This is a genomic window from Pseudomonas sp. PB3P13, assembly GCF_054897735.1.
Genome location: NZ_CM142702.1, coordinates 2,095,758 through 2,119,153, shown reverse-complemented (window position 1 = coordinate 2,119,153; position 23,396 = coordinate 2,095,758). Strand labels below are relative to the sequence as shown.

The following is a 23,396-nucleotide window of genomic DNA, read 5'->3' as shown; positions in this document are numbered from 1 at the left end:
AATTCCATGTGGGAGCGAGCTTGCTCGCGATGGGGCCCGCACAGACGAGTCCACTCCCACTCAACATAACCGGCCAATCGCCGGTTTTTTTCCGCCAGTCTGTATTCAGCCAGCCAATGCGTCGGCCGATATAGCCCAAATACCATTCTTCCCGCCGACCCAACCAAAAACATTATTTGCATTTTTTGTATACAAAAGCATAATCCACTTCGTGCGAGTTCTTGACTATCCGGTCAACAAATTCGCAAGTGCCTCAAAGGATCGCTGCCACCCTCATGGGTCCGGTCCTGGAAATAACAATAAAACTCTTGAGGAGTACTCGCTGTGGAAAGCCGCAAATCCGAAGCCCCGACGCTGGAACTCACGCCGCCGATACGCAAAGGCTGGCTGGAGCGCATCTTCAAACTCAGCTTGCATGGCACCACGGTGAAGACCGAGTTGATCGCCGGTCTGACAACTTTCATCACGATGGCTTACATCATCTTCGTCAACCCCAACATCATGGCCGACGCCGGGATCGATCACGGCGCGGCGTTCGTCGCCACCTGCATCGCTGCCGCGCTGGGCTGTCTGTTGATGGGCCTGTACGCCAACTGGCCGGTCGGCCTCGCGCCGGGCATGGGCCTGAACGCTTTCTTTACCTACACCGTGGTCGGCACCATGGGCTACAACTGGGAAACCGCCCTCGGCGCGGTATTCGTGTCCGGCGTGCTGTTCATGTTCCTGACCTTTTCGCGAATCCGCGAATGGCTGCTCAACAGCATTCCGGTGAGCTTGCGTTACGCCATGGGTGCCGGCGTCGGTCTGTTCCTCGGGCTGATCGGCTTGAAAACGGCCGGCATCGTCGTGGACAGCCCGGCGACGCTGATCAAGTTGGGTTCCCTGCGAGAACCGGGACCGCTGCTCGCTGCCATCTGCTTCCTGATGATTGCCGTGCTCAGCTACCACCGGGTGTTCGGTGCGATCCTCATCAGTATCATTACCGTCACGCTGGCAGGCTGGGGTCTGGGCCTGGTTACCTATGGAGGCATCATGTCCGCCCCGCCGAGCCTCGCGCCGACCTGGATGGCCATGGATGTCGCCGGTGTGTTCAACATCAGCATGATCAGCGTGGTTCTGGCCTTCCTTTTTGTACACATGTTCGACACGGCCGGTACACTGATGGGCGTCGCTCAACGTGCAGGCCTGGTCAACGCCGACGGCAAAATCGAGAACCTTTCCCGCGCCCTGAAAGCCGACAGTGCTTCCAGTGTATTTGGTGCGGTAGTCGGCGTTCCGCCGGTGACCAGCTATGTCGAAAGTGCCGCGGGCGTCGCCGCGGGCGGGCGCACCGGTCTTACCGCCGTGACCGTGGGTGTGCTATTTATTGCCGCGATGTTCTTCGCGCCACTGGCCGGCATGATCCCGGCCTACGCCACCGCCGGCGCGCTGATTTACGTCGCGATGCTGATGATGGGGGGCATGGCGCACATTGAATGGGACGAAGCAACCGACAGCATTCCAGCCATCGTAACCGCCATCATGATGCCGCTGACTTTCTCGGTGGCTGATGGTATTGCGCTGGGCTTTATCACTTACGTGGTGCTGAAGGCCTTCACCGGCAAGCACAAGGAAATTTCCGTCAGCTTGTGGGTGCTCTGCGCAATCTTCATCGCCAAGTTTATTTTCTTGTAAACGTTACACCGCAAGCGTTCCAAATCAGCCTCACCGCGTCGGGTGGGGCTTTTGCACACATGGAGGAAAGTGATGAGTCTGGAAACCTGGCTGCTGTTCAGCGGCGCTGCACTGGTGGTGATCCTGATCCCGGGACCGCTGTCACTGCTGATGATCAGCAACAGTTTGAATTACGGTTTGCGTCGTTCGTACCCGGCGTTCCTGGGTGGCGTAATTGCTTCGATCTGCCTGCTCAGTGCATCGGCGCTGGGCCTGGGTGCATTGCTGCTGGCGTCGGAACAGCTGTTCAGCGCACTGAAAATCGTTGGCGCGCTGTACCTGTTTTACCTCGCCTGGCAGAGCTGGCAGCAATCGCGTGAACCGTCGGTGGGCGCAGAGGTGCCGGAGACCGCGCCAGTACCGCGCTTTCGTGCATTGTTTGGCCGCGCTTTTGTGCTGGGCGCGAGCAATCCGAAGGACATTCTGTTCTTCGCCGCTTTCCTGCCGCAATTTTTAAGCGCCGAGCAGGCACTTTTGCCGCAGTTGCTGGTGATGATCGTGACCTGGACGGTGCTGGACCTGCTGTGCAAACTGGCTTACGGCTTGGGTGCACACGGTGCCGCGCGGTATTTGCGCAGCGGCAAGGGGCAGAACTGGTTCAACCGGGTGAGCGCGGGGTTGTTCAGCGGCGCGGGCGCGGCTTCGTTGTTAAGCCGTTAAAGTCAAAAGCTTCGACGTCAGACCAGACACCCTTTTTACACAGACGAAAAAAAGCCCGCAGTGTGAGCGGGCGAAAGACCAAAGAAGCTATATGCGCAGTCGCTTCCAGGTTGTGGCAGCTGCTTGGGGGATCAGCTGCCGCGGTACGTGGAATAGCTGTACGGCGAAATCAGCAGTGGAACATGGTAGTGATCCTGTTCCGCAGAGATGCCGAAACGCAGCACCACCACATCCAGAAATGCCGGTTCCGGCAACTGGACACCTCGGGCGCGGTAGTAATCGCCCGCATGAAACTGAACCTGATAGACCCCGGAACGGTAGTCATCGCCTTGCAGCAGCGGTGAATCGACTCGGCCATCGCTGTTGGTTGTCGCAGTGGCGACCAATTCCAGTTGCGAACCTTCAACGCGGTACAGCTCGACTTTGATCGAGCTGCCCGGGCAGCCGTGTGCAGCGTCCAAAACGTGTGTTGTCAAACGTCCCATTGATTCTGCGCGCCTGCCCGCGTCAAGCAGTCAGACCTCGCGCCTCCCGAAGTCAGATGAAAGGAGACCGCACCGGTTCGGAGCACGAAACGCTGCGGCGAGCGACTGATTAAGACATTTTTCATAAAAATTGTACACAATAAAAGCGACATTTTTTCCGACCTCTCCACCACCCTTTCCCTGCCGCGCAAAAGCGCTCTATTCCATGCTTTTAAGTAGCCTTCCGTCCACAAACTGATCAACCGGGCAGGTTTCTTGCAATAGCAAACTGGGCCGACCTTCAGCGAAAAAGGCGAAAATTCAGGCTTACAAAGCAGATATAAAGTTGTATACAATCAGCCCATCGCTGTGACGCCAGCCTGCTCTCTGTCCTCTGGCCGCCACACAACCTGTCAACACGAACAAGAAGGAAGACTGCAGTGAGCGCTGACTACCCACGTGACCTGATCGGTTACGGCAGTAACCCTCCTCACCCACACTGGCCCGGCAACGCCCGGATCGCGCTGTCTTTCGTGCTGAACTACGAAGAAGGCGGCGAGCGCAACATTCTGCATGGCGATCAGGAATCCGAAGCGTTCCTCTCGGAAATGGTCTCTGCGCAGCCGCTGCAAGGCGAGCGCAACATGAGCATGGAATCGCTTTACGAGTATGGCAGCCGTGCCGGCGTTTGGCGGATTCTGAAACTGTTCAAGGCATTTGACATTCCGCTGACCATTTTTGCCGTGGCCATGGCCGCCCAGCGTCACCCGGACGTGATCCGCGCGATGGTCGATGCCGGCCACGAAATCTGCAGCCACGGTTACCGCTGGATCGACTACCAGTACATGGACGAGGCGCAGGAACGCGAGCACATGCTCGAAGCGATCCGCATCCTCACCGAAATCACCGGCGAACGCCCACTGGGCTGGTACACCGGCCGCACCGGCCCCAACACCCGTCGCCTGGTGATGGAAGAAGGCGGCTTCCTTTACGACTGCGACACCTACGACGATGACCTGCCCTACTGGGAACCCAACAACCCGACCGGCAAGCCGCATTTGGTGATCCCGTACACGCTGGACACCAACGACATGCGCTTCACCCAGGTCCAGGGTTTCAACAAGGGCGACGATTTCTTCGAATACCTCAAAGACGCCTTCGACGTGTTGTACGCCGAGGGTGCTGAAGCGCCCAAGATGCTGTCGATCGGTCTGCATTGCCGCCTGATCGGCCGTCCGGCGCGTCTGGCCTCACTGAAACGTTTTATCGAATACGCTAAAAGTCATGAACAGGTGTGGTTCAGCCGTCGCGTCGACATCGCTCGCCACTGGCACGCAACCCACCCGCATCAAGAGGCCGCAAAATGAGCCACTTTCAAACACTCAAACCCTCGACCCTGAGCCGCGACGCCTTCGTCAACGCCTTCGCCGACATCTACGAACATTCGCCATGGGTGGCCGAAAAGGCTTTCGACCTGGGTCAGGACGCCTCGATCGACGAGATCGAAACCCTGCATCAGCGTATGAGCGACATCCTGTTGAGCGCCGATCATGCCAGTCAGCTGGCCCTGATCAACGCTCACCCGGACCTGGCCGGCAAAGCTGCCGTCCAGGGCCAGTTGACCGAAGCCAGCACCCATGAACAGGCTGGCGCCGGTATTCACCAATGCACGGCCGAAGAGTTTTCTCGCTTCACCGAGCTGAACGACGCCTACAAAGCCAAGTTCAAGTTTCCCTTCATCATGGCGGTAAAAGGCAGCAACCGGCATCAGATCCTCGCGGCGTTCGAAACGCGCATCCACAACCCGGTCGACACCGAATTCAAGTGCGCGCTGGCGCAGATCAACAAGATCGCCCTGTTCCGATTACTGACCCTATAGCGAGCCTGGCCGGGGCGACACTGAACGCATACGTCGCCCAGCGCTTTGCAAGCATCCCAAGCCAACTTATTAAAGGCAGACAAGAAGAATGAAAGCTTACGCCGTACCTTTCGAGAAGTTCGTCAACCTGGCCGACGCCCGTCTGGGCACCAAAATCATCTCGGTCACCGATGACTGGTTCGCAGACGCCAACCGTCTGTTCCAACCGACCCCGGCCGTGTGGAAGGAGGGCGTGTTCGATGACAACGGCAAGTGGATGGACGGCTGGGAATCGCGCCGCAAGCGCTTCGAAGGCTACGACAGCGCAGTGATCCGCCTGGGCGTACCGGGCTCGATCAAGGGCGTGGACATCGACACTTCATTCTTCACCGGCAACTTCCCACCGTCGGCTTCGCTGGAAGCCTGCTTTCTGGCTTCGGGCGAGCCGGACGAAAACACTCAATGGACTGAAGTGCTGTCGGCTGTCGAGCTGCAGGGCAACAGCCATCACTACCATGAAATCAGCAACGAGCAGTCGTTCAGCCACCTGCGTTTCAATATCTACCCGGATGGCGGCGTGGCGCGTCTGCGCGTTTACGGTATTCCGTTCCGCGACTGGTCGGCTGTCGGCGACAACGAGCAGGTCGATCTGGCCGCAGCCCTCAACGGCGGCCGCGCCCTCGCCTGCTCCGACGAACACTTCGGCCGCATGAGCAACATCCTCAACCCGGGACGTGGCATCAACATGGGCGACGGCTGGGAAACCGCACGTCGTCGTACCCCGGGCAATGACTGGGTCATCGTCGCCTTGGGTCACCCGGGCGAGATTGAGAAAATCGTCGTGGACACCCTGCACTTCAAAGGCAACTACCCGGACACCTGCTCGATTCAAGGTGCTTTCGTGAAGGGCGGCACCGACAGCCAGATCGAAACCCAATCGCTGTTCTGGCGCGAACTGCTGCCCGCGCAGAAGCTGGAAATGCACGCCGAACACACCTTCGCCGAGCAGATCAAGGCACTGGGCCCAATTACCCATATTCGCCTGAATGTGTTCCCGGATGGTGGTGTGAGCCGCCTGCGGGTTTTGGGCAAGGTCGCGAAGTAATGCAGAGACTGTAGGAGCGAGCTTGCTCGCAATGGTCGTCAACGAAAATGCGCTCGATCTGAATGAATGCGGTGCCCTGACGTTTTTCGCGAGCAGGCTCGCTCCTACAAAGAATCATCAACACCCAATAAACTAAGAAGACCAGCATGCGCACACTCACGATTGAACCACTGACCAAAGAAGCCTTCGCCGCTTTCGGTGATGTAATCGAAACCGATGGCAGCGATCACTTCATGATCAACAACGGTTCGACCATGCGCTTTCACAAACTGGCGACGGTGCAAACCGCCACGCCAGAGGACAACGCGATCATCAGTATTTTCCGCGCCGATGCGCAGGACATGCCGCTGACCGTGTGCATGCTGGAGCGTCATCCGCTGGGCAGCCAGGCTTTCATTCCGCTGCTCGGCAACCCCTTTCTGATCGTGGTCGCGCCCGTTGGCGATGAACCTGTATCAGGCTTGGTCCGCGCCTTCGTAACCAACGGCAGGCAGGGCATCAATTACCATCGCGGCGTCTGGCACCACCCGGTGCTGACGATCGAAAAGCGGGATGACTTCCTGGTGGTTGATCGCAGTGGCACAGGCAATAACTGCGATGAGCATTTTTTCAAAGAGGATGAGCGTTTGATCCTTGCCCCCCACCAATAAGAGAAGGTCTGATCACTCGACAACAGAGTGACAGGCGAGAGGTAAAGACTGTGGAAGCACATCTGTTGGAATGGCTGAACCTGAGCGTGCGCTGGGTTCACATGATTACTGGCGTGGCCTGGATCGGTGCGTCGTTCTATTTCGTCTGGCTGGAAAACAACCTCAATCGGGTCAACCCGAAAAGCGGTCTGGCCGGTGATTTGTGGGCGATCCATGGCGGCGGTATCTACCACCTGGAAAAATACAAACTGGCCCCACCGACCATGCCGGACAACCTGCACTGGTTCAAATGGGAAGCCTACTTCACCTGGATGTCGGGGATCGCGCTGATGTGCGTGGTGTTCTACTCCAACCCGACGCTATACCTGCTGGCACCCGGCAGCAGCCTGACCGGTCCTGAAGGGGTCGCGCTGGGCATTGCCTCGTTGTTCGTGGGCTGGTTTGTCTACTCCTTCCTCTGCGACTCGGCCCTGGGCAAACGCCCTGCCCTGCTCGGCTTGATCCTGTTTGTGCTGATCATTGCGGCGGCTTACGGGTTCAGCAAAGTGTTCAGCGGTCGTGGTGCTTACCTGCACGTCGGCGCGATCATCGGCACCATCATGGTCGGCAACGTGTTTCGCATCATCATGCCGGCGCAGCGTGCACTGGTAGCGGCGATTGCCGAAAACCGCACGCCCGATCCGGCACTGCCGGCCAAAGGCCTGTTGCGTTCACGACACAACAACTACTTCACCTTGCCGGTGCTGTTCATCATGATCAGTAACCACTTCCCGAGCACTTACGGCAGCCAATACAACTGGCTGATCCTGGCCGGGATCGCGGTGCTGGCGGTGTTGGTGCGTCACTACTTCAACACCCGTCACGATAGCCACAAATACGCCTGGACCCTGCCGGCGGCAGCGGTAGGCATGATTTGCCTGGCTTATGTGTCCGGTCCGAAGCCGATGTCCACTGCGCCGGAAGTGGCCAAGGCACCGGGCGCCATCGAGTATCAACCGCTGCCGGAAACCGCATTGGGCGGTGGGTTGAAACCGGCTGAGGCGAAGACTGCTGAAGCGCCTGCCACCGCGCCTGCTCAAGCGTCCAACGCTGGCCCCGGTTTCGACAAGGTACACAACGTGATTCAGGAACGCTGCACGGTTTGCCATTCGGCGAAACCAACCAGTCCGCTGTTCAGTGCGGCACCGGGTGGCGTGATGCTCGACACCCCTGAACAGATCCGCCAGAACGCCGCGCGTATCCAGGCTCAAGCCGTCGCTACCCAGATCATGCCGTTGGGCAACATCACGCAGATGACCCAGCAGGAACGCGACCTGATCGGGGCGTGGATTGTGCAGGGAGCGCAGACCAATTAACCAACACAAAGCCAGTTGAAAAGTGGGCCTGTGTGCAGAGAGCGCTTGTCGTGGCGAGTGGCTTGTTGTGGCGAAGGGGGCTTGTTGTGGCGAGGGGGCTTGCCCCCGTTGGACTGCGCAGCAGTCCCCTCCCTTCAGATATAAAGGGGGGCCGCTTCGCGACCCAACGGGGGCAAGCCCCCTCGCCACACAAGCCCCCTCCCCACAGGCCCCCTCGTCACACAAGTTCCCTCGCCACAGTTCTCCCTGATGCACAAAATCACAAAAATAAAAAAGATCCGAGGTGTTGCATGTCCGAGCTATCCAAAGCGCGCATCCCCGACGCACCCGCCATTCAGCGTTTGCCCCTTTTGCAACTGATCCTGGTCGGTTTGCAACACGTTTTGCTGATGTACGGTGGAGCCATCGCGGTGCCGCTGATCATCGGACAGGCCGCTGGCCTGAGTCGTGAAGAAATTGCCTTCCTGATCAACGCCGACCTGCTGGTCGCCGGTATCGCCACCATCGTCCAGTCACTGGGCATTGGCCCGATGGGCATCCGCATGCCGGTGATGATGGGCGCCAGTTTTGCCGCTGTCGGCAGCATGGTGGCCATGGCCGGCATGCCCGGCATCGGTCTGCAGGGGATCTTCGGCGCGACCATTGCCGCCGGGTTCTTCGGCATGATCATCGCGCCCTTCATGTCCAGGGTCGTGCGTTTCTTCCCTCCTCTGGTGACCGGTACGGTCATCACCTCGATCGGTTTGTCGCTCTTCCCCGTCGCCGTGAATTGGGCCGGTGGCGGCGCAGATGCCGAACAGTTCGGCTCACCCATCTACCTGGCCATCGCCGCAGTAGTGCTGTCGACCATTCTGCTGGTGCATCGCTTCATGAGCGGTTTCTGGGTCAACATTTCCGTGCTCATCGGCATGGTGCTGGGCTACGTGATTTGCGGTGTGATCGGCATGGTCGATCTCAGCGGCATGGCCTCCGCACCCTGGCTGCAGTTCGTGACCCCGCTGCATTTCGGCATGCCCAGGTTTGAACTGGCACCGATTCTCTCCATGTGCCTGGTGGTGGTGATCATTTTCGTCGAGTCCACCGGCATGTTCCTCGCGCTGGGCAAGATCACCGGCCAGGAAGTCTGCCCGCGCATGCTGCGTCGCGGCCTGCTGTGCGATGCCGGCGCTTCGTTTTTTGCCGGTTTCTTCAATACCTTCACCCACTCCTCGTTCGCGCAAAACATCGGCCTGGTGCAGATGACCGGCGTGCGCTGCCGCTCGGTGACCATCGTTGCCGGCGGATTGTTGATCGTGTTGAGCCTGCTGCCTAAAGCAGCGTTCCTGGTGGCCTCGATTCCACCGGCCGTATTGGGCGGTGCAGCCATCGCGATGTTCGGCATGGTCGCTGCGACCGGGATCAAGATTCTGCAGGAAGCCGACATCGCAGACCGCCGCAACCAATTGCTGGTGGCGGTGAGCATCGGCATGGGACTGATTCCGGTGGTGCGTCCGGAGTTTTTCGCGCACCTGCCGATGTGGATGAGCCCGATCACCCACAGCGGAATCGCCATGGCGACGCTGAGCGCACTGACGCTGAACCTGTTGTTCAACATCCTCGGCGGCAAGGAACGCGCCGCCATCAACGACTGCCACGCTCACCCGCACTAGCCCACCAGCGCCCACGAACCTTGTGGGAGTGAGCTTGCTCGCGATAGAGGCCGTATCAGTCAACTCATCTGTTGAATGACACACCGCTATCGCGAGCAGGCTCACTCCTACAGGGGAATGCCGTCTGCGCTTGAAAAATAACAACAAGAGGGAGCAACAGATGATTCGGATTCAGAAAAACCTGCTGTTAGGCGCTGGCCTGGTTGTCGCCAACCAGGCCATGGGCGGTGATTTGCTGTTATGGCAGGGCAACAGCCTGAGCTACTTATACGGCAAGAACTTCGCGATCAACCCATCGATCCAGCAGACAGTGACGTTCGAGCATGCCGATAAATGGAAGTACGGCGACAACTTTCTGTTCGTCGACAAGATCTTTTACAACGGCGCAGAAGACCGTAACAAAGGCCCCAGTGCGTTTTATGGCGAGTTCAGCCCTCGCCTTTCTTTCGGCAAGATCTTTGACCGTCGCTTCGAGTACGGCCCCATCAAGGATGTACTGCTGGCCATGACGTATGAGTATGGCGAAGATGACAGCGAGGCCTACTTGATCGGCCCCGGTTTTGACCTCGCGATGCCGGGCTTCAACTATTTCACACTCAACTTCTATCGCCGCCAGACCGACGGCCCGCGCGCCGGCGACGGCATTTGGCAAATCACTCCCGCCTGGTCTTACAGCATTGCGTTGGGCAAGTCGGATTTGCTGATCGACGGTTATCTTGACTGGGTAGTTGATAACGATCAAAACAGCCGCGGCACTTATCACGCCAATCTGCACATCAATCCGCAGATCAAATACGACCTCGGCAAAGCAGTGGGCTGGGGCCAGAAACAGGTGTATGTCGGCGCCGAATACAGCTATTGGAAAAACAAGTACGGCATTGAAAACAGTTCGAACCTGGACACCAACCAAAACACCGCCAGCCTGCTGCTGAAGGTGCATTTCTAAGATGATCCGCAACCGTGCCCCAAACCTGTCGTCGGTGCTCTGTTGCGGAGCACTTGAGACCTGGCCAAGGAGTCAGTATTCTCCGCCGCCGCCCGCATCCGCTTTAAAAAAAAGCCCGGATTTAATTCCTGACCAGAAAGCCAACTTATCCCGGCTCTGGACGGTACCAAGGCACTCCGACACCCCTCTCAATCGACTGCTCCCGAGCTGTCGAGCGGGAGTTTTTTTGCGTTTTGAAAGCCTTGGCGCAGCTCTTGCTAACAGCACTGAAGCTGACCGATTGGATGGATTTTTACAGCTGAAGAAAAAGGCGCCACACCAGAGCGCCGATCTTAAAAAAATAACGTGGAACACCTACTTTTTGGGAGCAACCGATGAAACGTTCGTGCACTAGCCTGATGCTTGCCGGATCCCTGCTGGCCGGGGGCCAGGCCATGGCCGCTGACTTGCTGCAATGGCAGGACAACAGCCTGACCTATCTGTATGGCAAAGACTTTCAGGTCAACCCGCGTATCCAGCAAACCGTGACATTCGAGCACGCCGATGGCTGGAAATACGGGGACAACTTCTTCTTCGTCGACAAGATTTTTTACAACGGCGAAGATGATTTTAACGCGGGCCCGAATACCTACTACGGGGAATTCAGTCCGCGCATCTCCTTGGGCAAAGTACTGGACCAGAAGATTGAATTTGGCCCGGTCAAAGACGTGCTGCTGGCGATGACTTACGAGTTTGGCGAAGGCGATAACGAGTCCTACCTGATCGGTCCTGGCTTCGACCTGGCGATCCCGGGCTTCGACTACTTCCAGCTGAACTTCTATCAGCGCCACACCGACGGTTCGCGTGCCGGTGACAACGTCTGGCAGATCACGCCGGTTTGGGCTTACAGCATTCCAATCGGCGACTCGACCATCCTGATCGACGGGTTCATGGACTGGGTCGTGGATAACGACTCCAATTCAAAAGGCGACTACCACGCCAACCTGCACTTCAACCCGCAGGTTAAATACGACTTGGGCAAAGCGCTGAATTTCGGCGAGAAGCAGTTGTACGTGGGTGTGGAGTACGACTATTGGTCGGACAAGTATGGGATTGAAGACAGCCAGGTGTTCAGGACAGATCAGAGCGTGACCAGCTTTTTGGTGAAGGTTCACTTCTGATTCAGCGGCGTATTTGAAGACGCCTTCGCGGGCAAGCCGGATCGCCGCCCGCGATGGCTACACCGTCCATCTCAAGCCGAAACCACTGGCTCCGCCAACCCGAGAAACCGCCGCAACTCCTCGCGTTTGGCCAATGCATCGCGCCGCCCCAGATCAATCAACTCACTGCAATATCCCGCTTCGAACAGCAAATAACTCAACACCCCCGCCCCGCTCGTTTTGGTCGCCCCCGGCCCGCGCAGAAACAGACGCAGCGCTGCCGGCAGTTCCTGCCGATGCCGCGCGGCAATCTCGTCAATCGGCTGACTCGGCGAGATAACCAGCACTTCAACTGGCGCAACCCCCAGCGCTCGGGTCGGCGTGCCGTCGGGCAGCAGGTGACTGAACTGATTCAGACGCCGCAACAACTCGATGTCACTCTCCAGGCTGTCGATGAACGTGCTGTTGAGCATGTGACCGCCGATCTGCGCAAGCGAAGGCTGCTGACCGGTGTAGGCGCGTTGCAGCGGCAGTTGCGGGTCAACACCGCGCGGGTTGCCGCTGACGCCCACCACCAGCACTCGGCTGGCGCCCAGATGCAGCGCAGGACTGATCGGGGCCGACTGGCGAACCGCGCCGTCGCCAAAATATTCTTCCCCGATTTTCACCGGCTCGAATAACAACGGAATGGCGGAACTGGCGAGCAGGTGATCGACCGTCAGGTGTGTGGGAACGCCGATACGTCTGTGGCGCAACCAGGCGTCGATGGTGCCGCTGCCTTGGTAGAACGTCACGGCCTGACCGGATTCGTAACCGAACGCGGTGACCGCCACCGCCTGCAACTGCTTGTGCGCAATGGCTTCGGTGATGCCACCGAGGTTGAGTTTTTCTTCGAGCAGCCCACGCAATGGCGAGCTGTTAAGCAAGGCCACCGGCACCTGAGCGCCAATGCCCAGCAAGCTGCGGCTGACGAAACGACTGGCCTGATGAATCACCCCGGGCCAATCGCTGCGCAGTACCCGATGACTGCGAAAGCCTTGCCAGAAAACGGTCAACCGTTCAATCGCACCGCGAAAATCCATCGCGCCACTGGCTAGGCTAACGGCGTTGATCGCCCCGGCCGAGGTGCCGACAATGACCGGGAACGGATTGTTCGCGCCCTCCGGCAACAACTCCGCAATGGCCGCCAGCACACCCACTTGGTAGGCAGCCCGAGCCCCGCCCCCGGAAAGAATCAATCCTGTAACGGGTTTAGCAGGACTCATCGCAACGCTCCATTGTGCTGGCTCGGAGACCACTCTCCGACCCTGCCTGACACATAACTGTAGGAGCGAGCTTGCTCGCGAAGGACGTTAACGATAACGCGGCCTAACCGCATCAGCGCGTTGCCGACGTTTTTCGCGAGCAAGCTCGCTCCTGCAGGGGATTGTGATTCAACCACGCTGGGCGTACAGCTTCGGTTCGCCCGGTGGACGGCTTTTGAAGCGCCGATGCGCCCAGAGGTACTGCTCCGGGCAGTCGCGCAACACGCCTTCGACCCACTGATTGATCCGCAGGCAATCGGCCTCTTCGGTCTCGCCGGGGAAGCCTTCGAGTGGCGGATGAATCACCAGCCGATAGCCGCTGCCGTCCGCCAGACGCTCCTGCGTGAACGGCACCACCAGCGCCTTGCCCAATCGGGCAAATTTACTGGTAGCGGTGACGGTGGCCGCCTGAATGCCGAACAGCGGGACGAAGATGCTCTGCTTGGCGCCGTAGTCCTGATCCGGTGCGTACCAGATCGCCCGACCGGCACGCAGCAGTTTGAGCATGCCGCGCACGTCTTCTCGCTCCACCGCCAGCGAATCGAGGTTGTGCCGCTCGCGGCCGCTGCGCTGGATGTAGTCAAACAGCGGATTTTTATGCTCGCGGTACATGCCGTCGATGGTGTGTTGCTGACCGAGCAACGCCGCGCCGATTTCCAGCGTGGTGAAATGCACGGCCATCAGGATCACGCCTCTGCCTTCGCGCTGAGCCTTTTGCAGATGCTCGAGCCCTTCAACGTGGGCCAGCTTCGCCAGACGCTCACGCGACCACCACCAGCTCATGGCCATTTCAAAAAACGCGATGCCGGTGGAGGCAAAGTTGTCCTTGAGCAGGCGCTTGCGCTCGGCGGCGGATTTTTCCGGGAAACACAGTTCCAGATTGCGCTTGGCAATGCGCCGTCGGTCGCCCGCCGCACAATACATCACGGCACCGAGGGCGCGTCCGATCAGCAGCAAAGCAGGATACGGCAGCTGAATGATCAGCCATAACAGCCCCAAGCCGCACCAAAGCGGCCAGAAACGTGGCATCAGAAAGGTTTTTCGAAAACGCGGGCGATCCATTGACGGTTCCGGAAAGACGATGGCCGCGCATTCTACATCGTTCGAACCGGGTTGCGGCTCGCGAGCGTTCTCGTTATAAGTCTCGGCACTTTTAGTGACAAGCCGTTGTATGCCGACCATGAGCAAAACCGAACTGCAAGACCAGGATCCCGTGTTCCAGTTGAAAGGCAGCATGCTTGCCATTACGGTGCTGGAACTGGCCCGTAACGACCTTGCCCGTCTCGATCGGCAACTCGCCGCCAAGGTCGCCCAGGCACCGGGTTTTTTCAGCAACGCGCCGCTGGTCCTGGCACTCGACAAGCTGCCCGCCAGCGAAGGCGCCGTCGACCTGCCCGGGCTAATGCGCGTGTGCCGCCAGCATGGCTTGCGCACGCTGGCGATCCGCGCCAGTCGCATTGAAGATATCGCTGCCGCCATCGCGGTCGATTTGCCCGTGCTGCCGCCATCGGGCGCCCGCGAACGTGCGCTCGACCCGCTCGAAGGCGCAGCAGCAAAGAAACCTGAAAAACCGCCTGAGCCTACGATCAAACCAACCAAAATCATCACCTCACCCGTACGCGGCGGCCAGCAGATTTATGCTCAAGGTTGCGATCTGGTGATCATTTCGTCGGTCAGTCCGGGGGCGGAACTTCTCGCCGATGGCAACATCCATGTATACGGCCCGATGCGCGGTCGCGTGCTGGCCGGCGTAAAAGGCGACAAAAAGGCCAGGATTTTCTGTCAGCAAATGAGCGCTGAACTGGTCTCCATCGCAGGCCACTACAAGGTTTCGGAAGACTTGCGGCGCGACCCTTTATGGGGGGCGGGTGTGCAGGTCAGCCTGTCGGGCGATGTGTTGAACATCATTCGGCTTTAACGGATACTGCCGCATTTTCCAAGCATCTCTAAAACGTAGCGAAAACGGCTCAAACGAAGTAGGAAAAAGGCCATTGGCAGTGTTTACCCGAGGTAAGCGCCGTTCAGGACCGGATTCCAGCCAAGGCTGTCCGACTGCAGTAGTTTTTTATAGAGATGTTTTTCAGGGGCTAAATGTCCTTTTTCCTTAGGGGTGAAACACCTTGGCCAAGATTCTCGTGGTTACATCCGGCAAGGGTGGTGTGGGTAAGACCACCACCAGCGCTGCTATCGGTACCGGCCTCGCACTGCGCGGCCACAAAACAGTCATCGTCGACTTCGACGTCGGTTTGCGTAACCTCGACTTGATCATGGGTTGCGAGCGTCGCGTGGTGTATGACTTCGTCAACGTGGTCAACGGCGAAGCCAACCTGCAACAGGCGTTGATCAAAGACAAGCGCCTGGAAAACCTCTACGTACTGGCCGCCAGCCAGACCCGCGACAAAGACGCGCTGACTGTCGAAGGCGTGGAAAAAGTGCTGATGGCACTCAAGGAAGACTTCGAATTCGTGGTCTGCGACTCGCCGGCCGGCATCGAGAAAGGTGCTCACCTGGCCATGTATTTCGCTGATGAAGCGATTGTCGTGACCAACCCGGAAGTGTCCTCGGTGCGTGACTCCGACCGGATGCTCGGCCTGCTGGCCAGCAAGTCGCGCCGCGCCGAAAACGGCGAAGACCCGATCAAGGAACACTTGCTGCTGACCCGCTACAACCCGCAACGCGTCAGCGATGGCGAAATGCTCGGCGTCGAAGACGTCAAGGAAATCCTCGCTGTGACCCTGCTGGGTGTGATTCCTGAGTCGCAAGCAGTGCTCAAGGCTTCCAACTCGGGCGTGCCGGTGATCCTCGACGACCAGAGCGACGCCGGCCAGGCGTACAGCGACGCGGTCGATCGCCTGCTGGGCAAAACCGTGGAGCATCGATTCCTCGATGTCACCAAAAAGGGTTTCTTTGAGCGTCTGTTTGGAGGCCGGTAATGAATATTTTTGACTTCTTTCGTGCTAACAAGAAGCCAAGTACCGCCTCGGTAGCGAAAGAGCGTCTACAGATCATCGTGGCGCATGAACGCGGCCAACGCAGTACGCCGGACTACTTGCCAGCCTTGCAGAAGGAACTGGTTGAAGTGATCCGCAAGTACGTCAACATCGGGTCCGATGATGTGCACGTCGCTCTGGAAAACCAGGGCAGCTGCTCGATTCTGGAACTCAATATCACCCTGCCGGATCGCTGATCGATCCGACAGGAGCCACGGCGGCTCGGGTTTCCGCGCCTTTGCAGGAGCTGCCGCAGGCTGCGATCTTTTGATCTTGTTTAAAAGCACAATCAAAAGATCGCACCTGCGGCAGCTCCTACATTGGACAACGGAAAGCCTGAGCCGCCGTTGGCGTTTGTTACGAGGCTGTTTAATGCCGCTGTCCAACATCAGCATCATCCACCAGGACGCCGCCGTTCTGGTGGTGAACAAACCGACTCTGCTGCTCTCCGTCCCCGGCCGTGCCGAGGACAACAAGGATTGCCTGATTACCCGCCTGCAAGAAAACGGCTACCCGGAAGCGCGAATTGTGCATCGGCTGGACTGGGAAACCTCTGGCATCATTCTGTTGGCCCGCGACCCCGATACGCACCGCGAGCTGTCTCGGCAATTTCATGACCGCGAAACCGAAAAGGCCTACACCGCGCTGTGCTGGGGACAGCCGGAACTGGACAGCGGCAGCATTGATCTGCCCCTGCGCTACGATCCGCCGACCAAGCCTCGCCACGTGGTGGATCACGAGTTCGGCAAAAATGCCCTGACGTTCTGGCGCGTGCTGGAGCGTTGTGGTGACTGGTGCCGCGTCGAGCTGACGCCCATCACCGGCCGCTCTCATCAATTGCGTGTGCACATGCTGTCCATTGGTCATCCGCTGCTGGGGGACGGTCTCTACGCCCACGAAAAAGCCCTGGCGGCGTGGCCGCGCCTGTGTCTGCATGCCAGCATGCTGAGCTTTACCCATCCGCAGACCGGTGAGCGCCTGCGCTTCGAGTGCCCGGCACCGTTTTAGGCCTGACGCTCCTGCCCCTGCAAGGGATCTACAGCGGTCGTCCTCCGCCCATTCTCCAGCCAATACGTTAAACTGGCGCCATTGCTGTCTGGAGCTACTTATGCGCGAAGAGTTGAACCAAGGCCTGATCGATTTTCTCCGGGCCTCCCCTACCCCGTTTCATGCCACCGCCAGCCTCGCTCAGCGCCTGGAAGCGGCCGGTTATCAGCGGCTCGACGAACGGGAGCCCTGGACCACCGAGGCCAACGGCCGCTATTACGTGACCCGCAACGATTCTTCCATTGTCGCCATCGAGATGGGCCGCCACTCGCCGCTGCACGGCGGCATTCGCCTGGTGGGCGCGCACACCGACAGCCCGTGCCTGCGGGTCAAACCCCAGCCGGAATTGCAACGCCAGGGTTTCTGGCAACTGGGCGTCGAAGTCTATGGCGGCGCGCTGTTGGCACCTTGGTTCGACCGTGACTTGTCCCTGGCCGGTCGCGTGACCTTCCGTCGTGACGGCAAGGTCGAGAGCCAGTTGATCGACTTCAAGGCGCCCATCGCGATTATTCCCAACCTGGCCATTCACCTTAACCGCGAAGCCAACATGGGTTGGGCGATCAATGCCCAGACGGAGTTGCCGCCGATCCTCGCGCAGTTTGCCGGTGACGAGCGCGTGGACTTCCGCGCCGTCCTCACCAACCAGCTCACGCTGGAGCACGGCCTGAATGCCGACGTGGTGCTCGATTACGAGCTGAGCTTCTACGACACCCAAAGTGCCGCCGTGATCGGTCTCAATGGCGACTTCATTGCCGGCGCGCGCCTGGATAACCTGCTGTCTTGCTATGCCGGTCTGCAAGCCTTGCTCACGGCCGACACCGAGGAAACCTGCGTACTGGTTTGTAATGACCACGAAGAAGTTGGCTCTTGCTCGGCGTGCGGCGCCGACGGCCCGATGCTGGAGCAGACGCTGCGACGCTTGCTGCCCGAGGGTGATGAATTCGTACGCACCATTCAGAAGTCTCTGCTGGTATCGGCCGATAATGCCCACGGCGTACATCCCAACTATGCCGACAAGCACGACGCCAACCACGGCCCGAAACTCAACGCCGGCCCGGTGATCAAGGTCAACAGCAACCAGCGCTATGCCACCAACAGCGAGACCGCCGGGTTCTTCCGCCATCTGTGCATGGCCGAAGAAGTCCCGGTGCAAAGCTTTGTGGTACGCAGCGACATGGGCTGCGGCTCGACCATCGGCCCGATCACCGCCAGCCACCTGGGCGTGCGCACCGTGGACATCGGTCTGCCGACGTTTGCCATGCACTCCATCCGCGAGCTGTGCGGCAGCCATGACCTGGCGCACCTGGTCAAAGTGCTGAGCGCGTTCTACGCCAGTCGCGAATTGCCGTAACCCCTCATCCAGCGACCAGCCTGTGGCGAGGGGGGCTTGCCTGTGGCAAAGGGCCTTGCCTGTGGCGCAGGGCTTGCCTGTGGCAAAGGGCCTTGCCTGTGGCGCAGGGCTTGCCTGTGGCAAGGGCGGCTTGCCTGTGGCGAGGGGGCTTGCCCCCGCTGTGCTGCGCAGCAGCACCGGCTTTGCGACTGCTTCGCAGTCGAACGGGGGCGAGCCCCCTCGCCACAAAAGACCGTTCAGTCCGCCCGCAAAGAGTCACCCACTTCGGCCCCACATCCCCCCAAGCCCGCCAAAACCTGCCTAGCCTTCAGCGACCAGCCTGTGGCGCGGGGCATGCCTGTGGCGCAGGGCTTGTCTGTGGCAAGGGCGGCTTGCCTGTGGCGAGGGGGCTTGCCCCCGCTGTGCTGCGCAGCAGCACCGGCTTTGCGACTGCTTCGCAGTCGAACGGGAGCGCGCCCTAGCCACAAAAGACCGTTCAGTCCACCCGCAAAGAGTCACCCACTTCGGCCCCACATCCCCCGAGCCCGCCAAAACCCACCTAGACTTCTAGTACCTCTTTCGACAAGGCCGTCACTCATGATCACGATGTCCTCGTTCCACGCCATGCTGATCCCGATTCTCACCGGAATGATCCTCCTGGCAATCGGCTATAACTTCCGCGACAAGAACGCTGGCATCTTCGCCATGTGGGTCGGCATGCTGACCATCCTCGGCACTGTGGTTTTCAAGATCCTCGCCAAACTCAACGAATAAATGCCCGCCCGGCTCGCATTGGTTTTGACGGGCTCGTACACTCGTTCGATCCGCTTATTCCGAGGTTGACCGCCCAGTGTTCGCTCGTTTTTCTGCCCTGCCGTATTTTCTATTCGTCTGCTTGCTGACGCTTTTACCGACGGCGCCCGCCGAGGCTGTCGGTTTGCCGGGCTTGCTCAACGGTGGCGCCAATACCCAACCGCAAGCGCAGGAACCGCTGGGGCAATCGCTTGACGAGGTCATCAAGTCCCTCGAGAACGATCAGCAACGCACCCAGTTACTGACCGATTTGAAAAAACTGCGCGACGCCACGGCCAAAGCCCAGCCAACACCCGAGCAAGGCGTGCTCGGCCTGATCGGCGGCACCCTGGCCAGTTTCGAGAAACAGTTCTCCGGGGCGGACAGCCCGCTAAGACGCTGGGCTCAGGAATTCAAACTGGCCGAAGACGAACTGGCTGCGCTGATACTGCCGGCCAACGAATGGCTACCGATCATCTTTGGCTTCGCCATGATCCTGATGGTCTGGAGCCTGTTGGCGGCGGCGCTGATCTGGCTCGGTCACCGGGTGCGGATGCGCTTCGGTCTGACCGAAGAGCTGCCGCAACACCCCAAGGCACTCGACATGTTGCGCTTCGCCCTGCGCAAGCTGGGGCCGTGGCTGATCGCTTTAGTGATCACGGTTTACATGAGTTACGCGCTGCCCTCGTCCCTGGGCAAAAGTCTGGCGATGGTGCTGGCCTATGCGTTGGTGGTCGGTACGTGCTTTTCCGCGATCTGCGTGATCGCGTTCTCCGTGCTCGACGGTCCGCACCGCCATCGCGCCCTGTACATTTTGCGGCATCAGGCCTTTCGTCCACTGTGGCTGATCGGCAGTTTCGCCGCCTTCGGCGAAGCCTTGAGCGACCCGCGCCTGGTCACCAGCCTCGGCACTCATCTGGCGCACACCGCTGCGACCATCGCCAACGTCCTCGCGGCGCTGTCCACCGGGCTGTTCATCCTGCGCTTCCGCCGGCCGATCGCGCATTTGATCCGCAACCAGCCGCTGTCCCGGCGCCTGACCCGTCGCGCCCTCAGCGACACGATCGATATTCTCGGAACCTTCTGGTACGTGCCGGCGCTGGTGCTGGTGGCGATCTCGCTGTTCGCCACGTTCGTTTCGGCTGGAGACACCAGCACCGCGCTTCGCCAGGCACTGATCTGCACCGTGCTGCTGGTGTTGTGCATGGTCATCAACGGGTTGGTGCGCCGTCATTCGCTGCGGCCGCAACGCGGGGCAAAACGCCACGCACTGTATTCGGATCGCTTGAAAAGCTTCTTCTACACCCTCGCTCACCTGCTGGTCTGGCTGGTGTTCGTCGAGCTTGGGCTGCGCGTCTGGGGCATGTCGCTGATCGCGTTTACCGAAGGCGACGGGCATGAAATCAGCGTCAAACTGTTCGGCCTCGCCGGCACACTGATCTTCGCCTGGCTGGTGTGGATACTCAGCGACACCGCCGTGCATCACGCCCTCACCCGCTCACGCAAAGGCCTGGCAAATGCCCGCGCGCAGACGATGATGCCGTTGATCCGCAACGTACTGTTCGTGGCGATTTTCATCATTGCGCTGATCGTCGCGCTGGCGAACATGGGCATGAACGTCACACCTCTGCTGGCGGGTGCCGGCGTGATCGGCCTGGCCATCGGCTTCGGTGCGCAGTCACTGGTCGCCGACCTGATTACCGGGCTGTTCATCATCATCGAAGACTCCCTGGCCATCGACGATTACGTAGATGTAGGCGGCCATTTGGGCACGGTCGAAGGCCTGACCATCCGTACGGTGCGCCTGCGGGACATCGACGGCATCGTCCACACCATCCCGTTCAGTGAAATCAAAAGCATCAAGAATTACTCCCGAGAGTTCGGCTACGCGATCTTCCGGGTGGCGGTGCCGACGAACATGGACATTGATAACGCGATCAAACTGATGCGCGAAGTCGGCCAGAAAATGCGCACCGATCCTCTGCAGCGACGCAACATCTGGTCGCCGCTGGAAATTCAGGGTGTCGAGAGTTTCGAATCAGGCAACGCGATTCTGCGCGCCCGTTTCAAGACCGCGCCGATCAAGCAGTGGGAAGTGTCCCGCGCCTTCAACCTGTCGCTGAAACGCCACCTGGATGAAGCCGGCTTCGATCTGGCAACGCCACGCATGAGCGTGCAGGTGGTCACCGCAGGTGGCGGAACGACAACCGAATAGCCCGCTTCTGTGGGAGCGAGCCTGCTCGCGATGGTCGTGAACGATGACGAGGTGATGTCTGACTAAACGCAGTGCTGGACGTCCATCGCGAGCAGGCTCGCTCCCACAGGTTTGGCGACAGGCATGCAAATACGATTACACACCGCAGGCAAAAAAAAATCCCCGAACCAGTCGGGGATTTTTTATGTTCGATCAATCAGCGCCAGTGCCGATCAATCTTCGCGATAGCGGCGCAGCTTCAACTGCTTACCGGCAACGCGAGTGTCTTTCAATTTGGTCAGGAGTTTTTCCAGACCGTCTTCCGGCAGCTCGACGAGGCTGAAGCTGTCGCGCACCTGAATGCGACCGATCGCTTCACGGGCCAGACCACCTTCGTTGAGGATAGCGCCCAGCAGGTTCTTCGCAGCGATACCATCACGCGCACCCAGCGCGGTACGGCAACGAGCACGACCTTCGGCCAATGGAACCGGAGCGCGACGCTCACGATCACCACGGTCCGGACGATCACCGGTACGCTCTGGACGATCGCCACGCGGTGCATTGTTCGGCACCAGTGGGCGTTCTTTCTCGATAGCGCCCAGGGTCAACGCTTGACCGTTGGTTGCCTTGCGCAGCAGGGCTGCGGCCAGGGCACGCGGGCTGCAACCGATGTCGGCGGTCAGACGATCCAGCAGATCACCGTGAGTCGACTCGGCATCGCCTACCAGCGGCGACAGGCTGTTGGTCAGTTTCTTGATGCGAGCATCGAGAACGGCCTGAGCATCCGGCAGGCGGACTTCGGCAACTTTCTGACCGGTTACACGCTCGATCACTTGCAGCATGCGGCGCTCACGTGGAGTTACCAGCAGCAATGCGCGACCTTCGCGACCGGCACGGCCAGTACGGCCGATACGGTGAACGTAGGATTCCGGATCGTACGGCATGTCAACGTTGAACACGTGAGTGATGCGCGGAACGTCCAGACCACGAGCGGCAACGTCGGTCGCCACAACGATGTCCAGACGGCCATCCTTGAGGGATTCGATCACGCGCTCACGCTGGTTCTGAGCAATGTCACCATTCAGCGCAGCGGCTTTGTAGCCTTTGGCTTCCAGGGCACTGGCCAGGTCCAGGGTCGCTTGCTTGGTGCGCACGAACATGATCAGGGCGTCGAAGTCTTCGACTTCCAGCAGGCTCAATACAGCCGAGGTCTTCTGGTCAGCGTGAACCAACAGGTGAGCCTGTTCGATCGCGGTAACGGTCTGGGTCTTGGTCTGGATCTTCACGTGTTGCGGATCGCGCAGATGGCGTTCGGCAATGGCGCGAATCGACTGCGGCAGGGTCGCCGAGAACAATACGGTCTGACGGGTAGCAGGCAAGGCCTTGAAGATGACTTCGAGGTCGTCCATGAAACCCAGTTTGAGCATTTCATCGGCTTCGTCGAGAACCAGGTGGTTCACGGTCGACAGGACTTTTTCGTCACGACGCAGGTGGTCGCACAGACGGCCCGGAGTGGCGACAACGATCTGTGCGCCGTTACGGATTGCTTTCAGTTGTGGGCCCATCGGGGCGCCGCCGTAAACGGCCACAACGGTCACGCCCGGCATTTGCTTGGCGTAGGTTTCGAAAGCGGTTGCTACTTGCAGCGCCAACTCACGGGTTGGCGCCAGGATCAGGGCTTGCGGTTCGCGCTTTGCAGGATCGATGCAATGAAGAATTGGCAGCGCGAACGCGGCGGTTTTACCCGTACCGGTTTGCGCCTGACCGATCATGTCCTGGCCGGCCATGATGATCGGGATCGATTGCTGCTGAATAGCCGAAGGCTCTTCGTAGCCAGTCGCGATGACGGCTGCAAGAATGTTCGGATTAAGATTAAAAGCGGCGAATCCGCCGGTTTCCTGGGTCATGGGTCTGCCTCTAAGTGCATCCGCAAAGACCCATGCTCCAAAGCTGCGCATGCCGTGTAAGACTCAAGAGTCGCCCTGGCTGCTTTGTCGGCGGGGATTTGCGAAAACGAATGAATGAAAAAGATTCGTCAAGGGAGAGTCCGCTGTGCGGACGTGCAGCCGAAGCTGACTTCGGGGAATTGCGCTACCTAAACGCGGCCTGGTTAAAGGCCGGCGCGCACTATACCGGAATTCGACCAAAAAGGGAGCATTATTTGTCGGAAAACTGACGCGTATGCCGTTGTGTCACCCGC

General features: G+C 59.4%; 22 protein-coding genes. 18 read left to right on the top strand and 4 right to left on the bottom strand.

Translation table 11 applies throughout. The features are described from left to right. Positions 1-324: 324 nt before the first annotated feature. Complete coding sequence (locus ACYZT1_RS09735) at positions 325-1,674, top strand: NCS2 family permease (RefSeq protein ID WP_462018736.1); 1,350 nt, start codon at positions 325-327, stop codon at positions 1,672-1,674. A gap of 72 nt (positions 1,675-1,746) precedes the next feature. Further along, on the top strand, positions 1,747-2,373 hold the full coding sequence (locus ACYZT1_RS09730; protein WP_462018735.1) for a LysE family translocator: 627 nt from the start codon (positions 1,747-1,749) through the stop codon (positions 2,371-2,373). 131 nt (positions 2,374-2,504) lie between these two features. Here the strand turns inward: ACYZT1_RS09730 and uraH are convergent, their stop codons facing one another. Further along, positions 2,505-2,858, bottom strand: a complete 354-nt coding sequence (gene uraH / locus ACYZT1_RS09725; protein ID WP_462018734.1) for a hydroxyisourate hydrolase — start codon at positions 2,856-2,858, stop codon at positions 2,505-2,507. A gap of 419 nt (positions 2,859-3,277) precedes the next feature. Here uraH and puuE point away from each other — a divergent pair, with 419 nt between their 5' ends. The 9 genes from puuE (at position 3,278) to ACYZT1_RS09680 (ending at position 11,560) form a co-directional block, all read left to right on the top strand. Beyond that, a complete protein-coding gene (gene puuE / locus ACYZT1_RS09720; protein ID WP_462018733.1) occupies positions 3,278-4,204 on the top strand; it encodes an allantoinase PuuE in 927 nt (308 codons plus the stop codon). Next, on the top strand, positions 4,201-4,716 hold the full coding sequence (gene uraD, locus ACYZT1_RS09715; protein WP_462018732.1) for a 2-oxo-4-hydroxy-4-carboxy-5-ureidoimidazoline decarboxylase: 516 nt from the start codon (positions 4,201-4,203) through the stop codon (positions 4,714-4,716). Before puuE ends, uraD begins: the two co-directional genes overlap by 4 nt. Positions 4,717-4,804: 88 nt before the next feature. Beyond that, positions 4,805-5,800 carry an allantoicase gene (alc, locus tag ACYZT1_RS09710; RefSeq protein WP_462018731.1) on the top strand — a complete coding sequence of 332 codons (996 nt, stop codon included), beginning with the start codon at positions 4,805-4,807 and terminating at the stop codon, positions 5,798-5,800. 146 nt (positions 5,801-5,946) lie between these two features. Further along, the gene (locus ACYZT1_RS09705; protein WP_462018730.1) at positions 5,947-6,450 is read left to right on the top strand and encodes an ureidoglycolate lyase; all 504 of its coding nucleotides are present in this window, start codon (positions 5,947-5,949) and stop codon (positions 6,448-6,450) included. Between the two features lie 50 nt (positions 6,451-6,500). After that, positions 6,501-7,805: a urate hydroxylase PuuD gene (locus ACYZT1_RS09700; protein ID WP_462018729.1), complete on the top strand. Its 1,305-nt coding sequence runs from the start codon at positions 6,501-6,503 to the stop codon at positions 7,803-7,805. A 290-nt stretch (positions 7,806-8,095) separates the two neighbouring features. Beyond that, entirely contained in the window at positions 8,096-9,454 is a 1,359-nt protein-coding gene (locus ACYZT1_RS09695) for a nucleobase:cation symporter-2 family protein (RefSeq protein WP_462018728.1), read from the top strand. 160 nt (positions 9,455-9,614) lie between these two features. Next, on the top strand, positions 9,615-10,400 hold the full coding sequence (locus ACYZT1_RS09690; RefSeq protein WP_462018727.1) for an outer membrane protein OmpK: 786 nt from the start codon (positions 9,615-9,617) through the stop codon (positions 10,398-10,400). Between the two features lies 1 nt (position 10,401). Continuing rightward, the gene (locus ACYZT1_RS09685; RefSeq protein WP_462018726.1) at positions 10,402-10,794 is read left to right on the top strand and encodes a hypothetical protein; all 393 of its coding nucleotides are present in this window, start codon (positions 10,402-10,404) and stop codon (positions 10,792-10,794) included. Continuing rightward, positions 10,775-11,560 (top strand): outer membrane protein OmpK, encoded by a 786-nt coding sequence (locus ACYZT1_RS09680; RefSeq protein ID WP_462018725.1) that lies wholly within the window; start codon positions 10,775-10,777, stop codon positions 11,558-11,560. The genes ACYZT1_RS09685 and ACYZT1_RS09680 overlap by 20 nt, the downstream gene beginning before the upstream one ends. Before the next feature lie 71 nt (positions 11,561-11,631). Here ACYZT1_RS09680 and ACYZT1_RS09675 read toward each other — a convergent pair whose 3' ends face one another. Both ACYZT1_RS09675 and ACYZT1_RS09670 read right to left on the bottom strand, forming a co-directional pair. Then, entirely contained in the window at positions 11,632-12,804 is a 1,173-nt protein-coding gene (locus ACYZT1_RS09675; RefSeq protein ID WP_462018724.1) for a patatin-like phospholipase family protein, read from the bottom strand. Between the two features lie 168 nt (positions 12,805-12,972). Then, a complete protein-coding gene (locus ACYZT1_RS09670) occupies positions 12,973-13,905 on the bottom strand; it encodes a lipid A biosynthesis lauroyl acyltransferase (RefSeq protein WP_462019219.1) in 933 nt (310 codons plus the stop codon). 118 nt (positions 13,906-14,023) lie between these two features. On the opposite strand from ACYZT1_RS09670, the gene minC reads away from it, so the two are divergent. From minC to ACYZT1_RS09635, 7 genes are all read left to right on the top strand, one after another. Beyond that, entirely contained in the window at positions 14,024-14,761 is a 738-nt protein-coding gene (gene minC / locus ACYZT1_RS09665; protein ID WP_462018723.1) for a septum site-determining protein MinC, read from the top strand. Positions 14,762-14,963: 202 nt separating this feature from the next. After that, the gene (gene minD / locus ACYZT1_RS09660; protein WP_028624193.1) at positions 14,964-15,776 is read left to right on the top strand and encodes a septum site-determining protein MinD; all 813 of its coding nucleotides are present in this window, start codon (positions 14,964-14,966) and stop codon (positions 15,774-15,776) included. Then, a complete protein-coding gene (minE, locus tag ACYZT1_RS09655; protein ID WP_007944431.1) occupies positions 15,776-16,030 on the top strand; it encodes a cell division topological specificity factor MinE in 255 nt (84 codons plus the stop codon). The genes minD and minE overlap by 1 nt, the downstream gene beginning before the upstream one ends. Before the next feature lie 175 nt (positions 16,031-16,205). Then, a complete protein-coding gene (locus ACYZT1_RS09650; protein WP_462018722.1) occupies positions 16,206-16,841 on the top strand; it encodes an RluA family pseudouridine synthase in 636 nt (211 codons plus the stop codon). Positions 16,842-16,941: 100 nt separating this feature from the next. Next, complete coding sequence (locus ACYZT1_RS09645; RefSeq protein WP_462018721.1) at positions 16,942-18,231, top strand: M18 family aminopeptidase; 1,290 nt, start codon at positions 16,942-16,944, stop codon at positions 18,229-18,231. 576 nt (positions 18,232-18,807) lie between these two features. After that, a complete protein-coding gene (locus ACYZT1_RS09640; RefSeq protein WP_462018720.1) occupies positions 18,808-18,984 on the top strand; it encodes a hypothetical protein in 177 nt (58 codons plus the stop codon). Between the two features lie 76 nt (positions 18,985-19,060). Further along, positions 19,061-21,217 (top strand): mechanosensitive ion channel domain-containing protein, encoded by a 2,157-nt coding sequence (locus ACYZT1_RS09635; protein WP_462018719.1) that lies wholly within the window; start codon positions 19,061-19,063, stop codon positions 21,215-21,217. A 212-nt stretch (positions 21,218-21,429) separates the two neighbouring features. On the opposite strand, the gene ACYZT1_RS09630 is transcribed toward ACYZT1_RS09635, so the two are convergent. Further along, the gene (locus ACYZT1_RS09630; RefSeq protein ID WP_462018718.1) at positions 21,430-23,103 is read right to left on the bottom strand and encodes a DEAD/DEAH box helicase; all 1,674 of its coding nucleotides are present in this window, start codon (positions 23,101-23,103) and stop codon (positions 21,430-21,432) included. Between the last annotated feature and the right edge of the window lie 293 nt (positions 23,104-23,396).

Bases quoted from the DNA above. Each gene is read 5' to 3' on its own strand.
- ACYZT1_RS09730 (WP_462018735.1), top strand. From the start codon at position 1,747: ATGAGTCTGGAAACCTGGCTGCTGTTCAGCGGCGCTGCACTGGTGGTG.
- uraH (WP_462018734.1), bottom strand. From the start codon at position 2,858: ATGGGACGTTTGACAACACACGTTTTGGACGCTGCACACGGCTGCCCG.
- uraD (WP_462018732.1), top strand. From the start codon at position 4,201: ATGAGCCACTTTCAAACACTCAAACCCTCGACCCTGAGCCGCGACGCC.
- alc (WP_462018731.1), top strand. From the start codon at position 4,805: ATGAAAGCTTACGCCGTACCTTTCGAGAAGTTCGTCAACCTGGCCGAC.
- ACYZT1_RS09705 (WP_462018730.1), top strand. From the start codon at position 5,947: ATGCGCACACTCACGATTGAACCACTGACCAAAGAAGCCTTCGCCGCT.
- ACYZT1_RS09695 (WP_462018728.1), top strand. From the start codon at position 8,096: ATGTCCGAGCTATCCAAAGCGCGCATCCCCGACGCACCCGCCATTCAG.
- ACYZT1_RS09690 (WP_462018727.1), top strand. From the start codon at position 9,615: ATGATTCGGATTCAGAAAAACCTGCTGTTAGGCGCTGGCCTGGTTGTC.
- ACYZT1_RS09685 (WP_462018726.1), top strand. From the start codon at position 10,402: ATGATCCGCAACCGTGCCCCAAACCTGTCGTCGGTGCTCTGTTGCGGA.
- ACYZT1_RS09680 (WP_462018725.1), top strand. From the start codon at position 10,775: ATGAAACGTTCGTGCACTAGCCTGATGCTTGCCGGATCCCTGCTGGCC.
- ACYZT1_RS09675 (WP_462018724.1), bottom strand. From the start codon at position 12,804: ATGAGTCCTGCTAAACCCGTTACAGGATTGATTCTTTCCGGGGGCGGG.
- ACYZT1_RS09670 (WP_462019219.1), bottom strand. From the start codon at position 13,905: ATGGATCGCCCGCGTTTTCGAAAAACCTTTCTGATGCCACGTTTCTGG.
- minC (WP_462018723.1), top strand. From the start codon at position 14,024: ATGAGCAAAACCGAACTGCAAGACCAGGATCCCGTGTTCCAGTTGAAA.
- minE (WP_007944431.1), top strand. From the start codon at position 15,776: ATGAATATTTTTGACTTCTTTCGTGCTAACAAGAAGCCAAGTACCGCC.
- ACYZT1_RS09650 (WP_462018722.1), top strand. From the start codon at position 16,206: ATGCCGCTGTCCAACATCAGCATCATCCACCAGGACGCCGCCGTTCTG.
- ACYZT1_RS09645 (WP_462018721.1), top strand. From the start codon at position 16,942: ATGCGCGAAGAGTTGAACCAAGGCCTGATCGATTTTCTCCGGGCCTCC.
- ACYZT1_RS09640 (WP_462018720.1), top strand. From the start codon at position 18,808: ATGATCACGATGTCCTCGTTCCACGCCATGCTGATCCCGATTCTCACC.
- ACYZT1_RS09630 (WP_462018718.1), bottom strand. From the start codon at position 23,103: ATGACCCAGGAAACCGGCGGATTCGCCGCTTTTAATCTTAATCCGAAC.